The 7,406-nt window shown below is 43.1% G+C and carries 6 protein-coding genes; 1 reads left to right on the forward strand and 5 read right to left on the reverse strand.

The annotated features are described in order from the left end of the window. Positions 1-177 precede the first annotated feature (177 nt). The 4 genes from L0G63_RS13060 to L0G63_RS13075 all read right to left on the reverse strand — a co-directional run bounded on the left by L0G63_RS13060 (position 178) and on the right by L0G63_RS13075 (position 3,898). Positions 178-1,176 carry an adenosine deaminase gene (locus L0G63_RS13060; protein ID WP_301451041.1) on the reverse strand — a complete coding sequence of 333 codons (999 nt, stop codon included), beginning with the start codon at positions 1,174-1,176 and terminating at the stop codon, positions 178-180. Positions 1,177-1,343: 167 nt separating this feature from the next. Continuing rightward, positions 1,344-1,868 carry a TPM domain-containing protein gene (locus L0G63_RS13065; RefSeq protein WP_301451042.1) on the reverse strand — a complete coding sequence of 175 codons (525 nt, stop codon included), beginning with the start codon at positions 1,866-1,868 and terminating at the stop codon, positions 1,344-1,346. A 98-nt stretch (positions 1,869-1,966) separates the two neighbouring features. Beyond that, on the reverse strand, positions 1,967-3,148 hold the full coding sequence (locus tag L0G63_RS13070) for a YgcG family protein (protein ID WP_301451043.1): 1,182 nt from the start codon (positions 3,146-3,148) through the stop codon (positions 1,967-1,969). A gap of 123 nt (positions 3,149-3,271) precedes the next feature. Then, entirely contained in the window at positions 3,272-3,898 is a 627-nt protein-coding gene (locus L0G63_RS13075; RefSeq protein ID WP_301451044.1) for a LemA family protein, read from the reverse strand. A gap of 1,007 nt (positions 3,899-4,905) precedes the next feature. On the opposite strand from L0G63_RS13075, the gene L0G63_RS13080 reads away from it, so the two are divergent. Continuing rightward, positions 4,906-6,444: a sodium:alanine symporter family protein gene (locus L0G63_RS13080; RefSeq protein ID WP_301451045.1), complete on the forward strand. Its 1,539-nt coding sequence runs from the start codon at positions 4,906-4,908 to the stop codon at positions 6,442-6,444. A 230-nt stretch (positions 6,445-6,674) separates the two neighbouring features. On the opposite strand, the gene L0G63_RS13085 is transcribed toward L0G63_RS13080, so the two are convergent. Continuing rightward, on the reverse strand, positions 6,675-7,295 hold the full coding sequence (locus L0G63_RS13085) for a fasciclin domain-containing protein (protein WP_301451046.1): 621 nt from the start codon (positions 7,293-7,295) through the stop codon (positions 6,675-6,677). Positions 7,296-7,406 lie beyond the last annotated feature (111 nt).

Here is a 7,406-nt window from a genome sequence, read left to right on the forward strand (position 1 = left end):
TAACAATTGAATTTGTTAATTATTTTATAACATTTTTAAGTAGGATTGACTATATAGAAGAGATTACTGCGTTATAACTGCGACTGCTTAATGTCATTACCTGATAAACAATAAAAAAGGCTTAACGATTGCTATCAACCGTTAAGCCTTTACTACTAAAAATAAGCTCGCTAAAGCTTATTGCAATGCCGCGTCCACTCTCGCCAAGTAATCTTCTTTTAATTCGTCGCTGATAAATGCTGATCTAAAAGAGTTTTTAACCAACATAACCACATCGGCTTCTGTTATCGGCAGATTCTCATATAAGTTGATAAAATTTTGGTTCACATAGCCCTTGAAATAGGCAGGATCGTCTGAATTGACGCTGATATTAAGCCCATAATCTAAAAGCTCTTTGATATTGTGCTCTTTATAATTATCAAAAACTCGCAGTTCAATATTTGAGTTTGGGCAAACCGTCAGTGGCATCTGCTCATCTTTGAGTCTTTGCATCAGCTCTGGGCTTTTTATCGACTGCACCCCATGGTCGATGCGGTTAATATTCAATAAATCCAGTGCTTCGTAAATATAAGAAAAGTCAGCCTCTTCACCCGCATGGGCGACCAGTTTAAAACCAGCTTGTTTGGCTTTTTTGAATACGTCTTTGAACTTCGATGGCGGGTTACCCAATTCTGATGAGTCCAGACCGACACCGATGATGTCCTCTTTAAATGCCATTGCTTGCTCTAATGTTTCAAACGCTGCTTCTTGTGATAAATGGCGCAAGAAACACATGATAATACAAGAAGTGATGCCATATTTTGCTTTGGCATCGGCGAGTGCATCTTTGATACCTGTGATGACCGCTTCAAAAGCCACGCCGCGCTCGGTATGGGTTTGCGGATCAAAGAATATCTCTGTGTGGATGACATTGTCTTCAACACATTTAAGAATGTACTCCCACGTCAAATCATAAAAGTCGTCGCGGGTAAGTAAGACATTTGCCCCTGCATAATAAATGTCTAAAAAGCTCTGCAAATTGGTGAAATTATAAGCACGGCGTACATCTTCTATATCTTTATAAGGAATGTTTACGTTGTTCTTTTTTGCCAATCTGAACATAAGCTCAGGCTCTAGCGATCCTTCAATGTGCAAGTGAAGTTCCGCTTTCGGTAGTTTCTTTATCAAATCAATCATAGTATTCCAATAATGGTGTCATCGAGACGAGCTGTAGACAATTTATATATTTGTACCGTCTTTAAACAGTACGAACATTTTGCGTGCGATATTTTAGCATCAAAACCCTAGAGACGAGAACAGTCACCTTCGACTCTATCAATAATGCGCTTCAAGATGCCGTATTACTATTTTAAAAATACCACGGCATCAGACAGCTCATTGCCTTCTGGATCATGTTCCAGATGATAATATTGCCGCAGCACTTGTCCCACTTCATCCAACAATTCAGCCAAACTCTCTTCTGTCTTTTTGTTGCTGATACCTGATACGGCCTTTTCACACATGGCGTGCCAAACCGTTGGACTAACATGCGTACTGATACCGCGGTCAGCCACAATCTCTAACTGATGCTCGCAGATATTGACATAGATCAAGACGCCAGTGTTTTCTTCGGTATCCCAGACGCGATACTCACTAAACAGATCAATTGCTCGCTCGCGACAATCCATATGATAAGCGTCTTGAATCGGTAAATGATTCTCTACAATCAAAAACACCTCACCGCGATGTCCACGCTCAGCGCGTGTCACCTCATCTGTCAGGCGTGCTTTGGCTTCTGCTGTGAGCCATTTGCTATGCAATAAAGGGACAAACAAGACCTGACGCCACCATCGAGCAAAACTGGGGGTTGAAGCATGGTTCTCTGCCATTATGTTATTTCCTAAAATACGTCATTGTTGATGATTACTGGTGTTTGGATAGTTGCAAACGTTCTTATTAAGACTCTAAGCTTTTAATAAATAGACACTTACCACGAGCCACCAGCACCGCCACCACCAAAACCACCACCGCCGCCACCAAAGCCGCCGCCACCGAAACCACCACCGCCAAAGCCGCCACCACTTCCGCCGCCCATACCTGGCAAGAAAATCATACCGCCTCTACGCCCACCTTTACCGCCGCCTTTGCCACCATCGCCGCCACGGGAAATCAAGAACATCCATATAAATATCGCCATGATCAATGTCATAAAAAAGCCGCCGCCAAGCGCTAATGAACCGGCGAAAAAGCCCCCTGCAGTAACGATAGAGCCAAATACTCGGCCCAAAATATTGGTAATAAAGCTACCAAATATCATGGCCATGATAAATAAGAAAATAGGTGACGGTAGCTCATCTGAGCCTTGCACGGCACTACGCTCAGCAGCTTGGGCATCAGCACGAGCCAATACCTCAGGATCAGCCGTTAGGCGTGTCTTAAGTGCATCCACGCCAGCCAGTATCCCAGCACCATAGTTGTCTTGCTTAAATAAAGGTGTAATGTCCTCACGGATAATACGATTGACCGCAGCATCTGGCAATACACCCTCTAACCCATAGCCTGTGAGGATATACATGTCACGGTCATTGACTGCTACGACGATGAGCAGACCATCGTCGATATCTTTGTCACCCAATTGCCATTTTTCTGCAACCTGTAAAGCATAGTCAAATATAGGCAAACCATTGGTTGTTGGTACGATGACCACTGCTGCTTGTGCCAAACCCTGCTGATAAATATTTCTTAGCTGCGCCTCTAGACGCTGTTTTTCTTGCGGATTTAAGATGTTGGCCTGATCAACGACTGGTTCATTCAGTATGAGTTTGTCAGCATCGACGCTCTGGGCACTTGAGCGTACTGGTGGCTGATCTGGTGTTTGTGCGCTGGCGGCTGCCTCACCATTTGCCGCACTTTGGTTAATGGCATCGTTGCCAAGCACCGCGCCATTGATAGCATCATTATTTAATACTGCATCATTGATCGCCTCATTGGACTCCCCAGCTTTAGCAATGGCTACCAAGTCTTCAACACTACGATTTTGCAGATTTGAGGGGCTATCTGTCGCTACAGCCGTGCCAACATCGTCACCAGGCGCAGCATGTGACATCGATACACCACTGACGCTAAGTACCAACAGTAACGCTGATAAGATTGCTTTTGAATTATTCATCTAATCTATACCACCTCAAATGACATTTTTACAAGTTACGAGACATCAACCAATCGTCATTACGTCATCAGTCAAATAAATAAAGCGGCAGAAACCGCTCTATTCTTATATATCAATTGCGCTCTACTCTGCTTGGGCAGAGTCACCAAAATCAACATTAGGCGCTGTCGAGATGGCATCTTCATTAGCGACGCTAAAGTTTGGCTTGGTATCCATACCAAATACTTTTGCGGTGATATTGGTTGGGAACTGGCGCACGGTGGTATTGTAGCCTTGCACTTCTTGGATATAACGATTACGAGCAACCGTGATGCGATTCTCAGTCCCTTCTAGCTGCGCTTGCAGATCTTGGAACAGCGCATCTGATTTTAGCTCAGGGTAACGCTCAGACACTGCCATCAGGCGTGACAGTGCGCCTGTCATCTGATCTTGCGCAGCGGCATAGCGTTCCATCGCTTCTGGGTCATTGAGCACTTCAGGCGTCACCGTGATGCCGCCCGCACGCGAGCGCGCTTGTGCCACTTGGGTGAACACTTCTTGCTCTTGTTCAGCATACTGCTGTACGACTTTGACCAAGTTTGGCACCAAATCGCTGCGGCGCTGATATTGGTTGACCACTTCTGACCACGAAGCAGTCACTTGCTCATCTTGCGCCTGCAGATTGTTATAACCGCAACCACTCAAACCGACAGTAGAGGTCGTCAATAGTGCTGCTAGTATCATCGGTTTCATAATAGATTTACGCGTCATCGATGTTTCTCCTGATAATAATAAATATGTGGTAACACGTTTTTTAATCATTTTTGTCTCTATTTTACCCTCATCACTTAATGGTCATAGAGACTCTGTATTTTATGTATAGGTATACACTTGTAGGCTAGTTATTTGTAACTAAAATAAAAGCCTTAGTTAGGTCGCTTGGCTTCTTTTATAGACTCCAAGCTATTGTGCTAATAATGAGGCTAACGTGATGCTTTTACAATTGACCGTTACCAAAACACAACCGCAACAACTGGGTGTCATTTTTTTGGTTATACCTTTATGTAATGCTATTACTATTTAGATAGACTAAAGTTTATTAAATGGATTGCCAGCTCATAAATTCGCTTCTTTATTAAGGCTAATGATGCATAAATCGATGGTCCAAAAATAAAACTTATCCGTCCATACACAAAGAAATTTCTAGTAATTAGGGCAAAAATATGGCAAATTGCAGTTACGTAGCCGTACGGTTTGAATACATTTGGTAGTGGACTTATAGTTTGATACGTATTAGTGAGTTGATCGATGTGTAAAAAAGACATTATTCAACTTATGAATACTCCACTAATACCATCAATTCGCCCTACCAGCAGTGTAGCCAATCGGGACGGCTCATAGCAATTGGGTGTCATCATTGTGATGCGCATTTAATTATATAACCGCCTGTTTTATCCGTGGGTTCACTTATAACGCATCTTGCTTACGACTTGGTGATAAGGGACTGCAATAATTGAGGCTGTAGAACAATCACAAACTCAGCTGATATTAATGCTATCAATGATAAACGCTATCTTAGTAGTTTTTATCAATGATAAGCCAAGCGGATAAATACAGACAACTACAGTCCATTCTTGGTGGCTAAGCACGTATGAGACTTGATGAGTAAGTTAAAGTCGATGCAGATAATTTAACTGCTTAACTTAAATAAGTAAGTTAACCAGTTAATTTACTCCTAGCATACAGAGCCACCTTGAGACAGTACTAGGAATATACATATGGAAGGTTTAGTTAACTTAGTAAACGGAATTATCTGGAGCCCAGCACTGATCTATCTGTGCTTGGGCGCTGGTCTGTTCTATTCTATCATGACGCGCTTCGTACAAGTACGTCTATTCGGTGAAATGATCAAACTACTATTCACTGGTAAGTCCAGTACTGATGGTATTTCGTCATTTCAGGCACTAGCCGTTTCCCTCGCAGGACGTGTGGGTATGGGTAACATCGCTGGGGTAGCTGCTGCTATCGGCTTCGGTGGTCCAGGTGCTGTATTTTGGATGTGGATCGTCGCCTTCCTAGGTGCATCTACTGCCTACGTTGAATCTACGCTTGCACAGATTTACAAAGAAAAAGATGTGGTGACTGGCGAATATCGCGGTGGCCCTGCTTATTACTTTGAGCGTGCGCTTGGTCAAAAATGGTACGGCATCCTCTTCGCAATCGCTTCTATTTTATCATGCGGTATGTTCTTACCTGGCGTACAGGCCAACGGTGTTATCAGTGCATTCGCACAGGTAATGGGCGAAGGTACAATCATGAACATCGGTAGCCTAGAAGTTGGCTCTATGCGCTTGGTTGGCTTGGCCATTATCTTAGTCGTCTTAGGTGTCATCATTTTCGGTGGTATTAAGCGTATTGCAACTTTTACCGAATTTGCCGTTCCATTTATGGCACTTGGTTACATCGTCCTCGCCTTAATCATCATGTTCAGCAACTTCAGCCTGATCCCAGATGTGTTTGGTATGATCGTTGGTGATGCATTCACTGCACAAGCAGGTTTTGGTGCAGCAATCGGTTGGGGTGTTAAGCGTGGTATTTACTCTAACGAAGCAGGTCAGGGTACAGGTCCTCACGCTGCCGCAGCTGCTGAAGTTGAGCATCCATCACAGCAAGGTCTTGTTCAGGCATTCTCAGTATATGTTGATACATTGTTGGTTTGTTCTGCGACTGCATTCATGATCTTATCTACTGGCATGTACAACATCCAAGGTACACTACCAGATGGTCAGTTCATTGTTCAGAACGTTGCCGCTACGACTGAAATCAATGCGCCTGCGTTTACGCAGATGGCAATGGAATCGGTATACGGTACGTTTGGTAATGCCTTTATCGCAATTGCTGTATTCTTCTTTGCCTTTACCACAATCCTAGCGTATTACTATATCGCTGAAGTAAACGTCGCTTACTTGACACGCTTCCTTGGTCGTAACGCAAACAAAACTGGTCTATTCCTCGTTAAAGTATTGATCATGGCGATGGTTGCTTATGGTGGTCTTAACTCAGCTGGTTATATCTGGGCCATCGGCGATATCGGTGTTGGTCTTATGGCTTGGCTCAACATTGTTGGTATTTTGGTTATCTTCATTGTTGCTCGTCCAACCCTTACCATGCTTAAAGACTATGAAGCACAGCGCAAAGCTGGTGTTACACGCTATAGTTTTGATCCTGCAAAATTCGGTATCAAAAACTCTCCTTACTGGGAAGAGCGTCATCTAGCAGAGCAAAAAAGAACGAATGCAGACCCACTACGTAAGTAACATAGATAATATGCACTAACGTAGCTACTGCTCAATTTTATCCAGTATTATCAAAAGCCCGAGGTAATAGTCTCGGGCTTTTTTGTTGCAAATAAATAAAGCAGATTTTTAATATATCGCTGCTACGCACCATCATCTTATAGACACAAAAAAGCCCAGCATTATAGCTAGGCTCTTTTACTCTTGTTAAGTCTCAGAATGACTTAACTAAGCTTAAGCAAATATTAATCTTACTCAGGCATCAATACTGCATCGATAGTGTGAACCACACCATTGGTTGCCATGATATCAGTACCTGTGATGTTGGCTGTGTTACCAGTCGCATCAGTGATTACATTGGCATCGCTGATTGAGATGGTTTTGCCGTTCGCCGTCTCAATATCAGTGCCATAAGGGATGTCAGCTGCTTTCACTTCCATTGGAACAACGTGATAAGGCAATACGGTTTTTAATAAGTCTTTATTAGCCAATAGCTCGTCTTTGGTCACGCCTAATTTTTCTAATACAGGGGCAAATGCATCATCAGTTGGTGCAAATACAGTGTATTTGGTGTCTTCCATCAACATGGTGTCAAGACCTGCTGATTGTAGTGCCGCTGTCAGAATAGTGAGATTGTCATTGTTTGCAGCGATTTCTGCGATGGTTTGTGTCGCTTCCATATTCATGTCATCTGCCATTGGCTCGGCTTCAACCATTGGATCGGCTTCGGTCTCTGCTACTGGCTCAACCACCACTTCTTCAGTAGTAGCCTCAGGCTCAACCGGATCTGCAACGGTTTCAGTATCGTTACATGCTGCTAATGACATCGCTGCTGTTACTACTGCGATCGATAATAAATTCTTCTTTAACATGGGTCATTCCTTTTTAATAATTGGATGTCTGGTTTGTCTAGCGAATAACTGTCTTTACTATAGTCAATCCTACTTAAAAATGTTATAAAATAATTAACAAATTCAATTGTT

It is taken from the genome of Psychrobacter sp. (genome assembly GCF_030454045.1).
Classification (GTDB): Bacteria; Pseudomonadota; Gammaproteobacteria; order Pseudomonadales; family Moraxellaceae; genus Psychrobacter.

Excerpts from the sequence above, each read along its gene's own strand:
- L0G63_RS13075 (WP_301451044.1), bottom strand. The coding sequence starts at position 3,898 with ATGACGCGTAAATCTATTATGAAACCGATGATACTAGCAGCACTATTG.
- L0G63_RS13085 (WP_301451046.1), bottom strand. The coding sequence starts at position 7,295 with ATGTTAAAGAAGAATTTATTATCGATCGCAGTAGTAACAGCAGCGATG.
- L0G63_RS13060 (WP_301451041.1), bottom strand. The coding sequence starts at position 1,176 with ATGATTGATTTGATAAAGAAACTACCGAAAGCGGAACTTCACTTGCAC.
- L0G63_RS13080 (WP_301451045.1), top strand. The coding sequence starts at position 4,906 with ATGGAAGGTTTAGTTAACTTAGTAAACGGAATTATCTGGAGCCCAGCA.
- L0G63_RS13070 (WP_301451043.1), bottom strand. The coding sequence starts at position 3,148 with ATGAATAATTCAAAAGCAATCTTATCAGCGTTACTGTTGGTACTTAGC.
- L0G63_RS13065 (WP_301451042.1), bottom strand. The coding sequence starts at position 1,868 with ATGGCAGAGAACCATGCTTCAACCCCCAGTTTTGCTCGATGGTGGCGT.